Below are 920 nucleotides of genomic sequence, written 5' to 3'. Positions count from 1 at the left end.
GTGTAGATCGGGCGCTGTTCCATCAACTTCTTCAGCCGCTCGGCAAGGGAGGATTTGCCGCCGCCCACCGGGCCGAGCAAATAGAGGATTTGCTTGCGCTCCTCGAGCCCCTGGGACGCATAGCGAAAATAGCCGGCGATGCGCTCGATTGTATCCTCCATGCCGTAGAAATCGGCGAAGGAGGGGTACACTTTCAGGGTCCGGTTGGAGAAAATACGGCCGAGCCGCTCATCCTTGCTGGTGTCGACCAGGTTCGGCTCGCCGATCGCCTCGACCATCCGTTCAGGCGCCGAGGCATACATCGACTTGTCCTCGCGGCAGGCAAGGAGATATTGCTGGATGCTGATCTCTTCCTGCGCCGCGTTGGTGTAAATTTCCGAAAAGAGATCGAAGACGTCAGACTGGTTCTCTCGCATGATGCTTTTGCCCTCGGAGCCGCTGTGGCTTCCATTCGGCTCGTCTCGCATTCAACTGCCGGGGGGCACCGTTTGTTCCCTTCATGTGAAGAGGTGGCCGCGATCTTAAGGATTGAGGCTACTCCGCGAGACCAAAGCGCTCGTTGCGGAGCCGTATTCAGCGGGTAGCGGGTGTGTTGCGAACCCCTGACTGGACGGCTGGGGCGGCCGCGTGCAGTCTTGCCTTGCCAGGAGACAATGATGATCGATCGACGAAGCCTGATCATGGCCTCCATGGCGGCGATGCTGCCGTTGGAAGCGTCGGCCGCGTGGAAAACACGCCGGCCCACGCCAGAAACCTTCGACTACGGGCCGGCCAAGCTCGACATCTACGCGCCCGATGGTGCAACCGGCCTGCCGGTCGTGTTTTTCGTTCATGGCGGCACCTGGCAGTTTGGCAAACGCAGTCAGGTGGACGCCAAACCGGCCTTCCTGCTCGCCAACGGCTTCTGCTTCGTCTCCATC

General features: G+C 60.4%; 2 pseudogenes. One reads left to right on the top strand and one right to left on the bottom strand.

Going from position 1 to position 920, the window contains the following annotated elements:
* Window positions 1-416, bottom strand: a pseudogene (locus ENZ74_RS33070) (PrkA family serine protein kinase); the annotation flags it as partial.
* 240 nt (window positions 417-656) lie between these two features.
* On the opposite strand from ENZ74_RS33070, the pseudogene ENZ74_RS33065 reads away from it, so the two are divergent.
* Window positions 657-920 (top strand): annotated as a pseudogene (locus tag ENZ74_RS33065) (carboxylesterase family protein); the annotation flags it as partial.

Origin of the sequence: Mesorhizobium sp. M7A.F.Ca.CA.002.15.2.1, assembly GCF_003998715.1 — a bacterium.
In the GTDB taxonomy this organism is placed as follows: Bacteria; Pseudomonadota; Alphaproteobacteria; order Rhizobiales; family Rhizobiaceae; genus Mesorhizobium; species Mesorhizobium ciceri.
The sequence above is the reverse complement of the archived record's forward strand: the minus strand, read 5'-3'. Positions and strand labels throughout refer to the sequence as shown.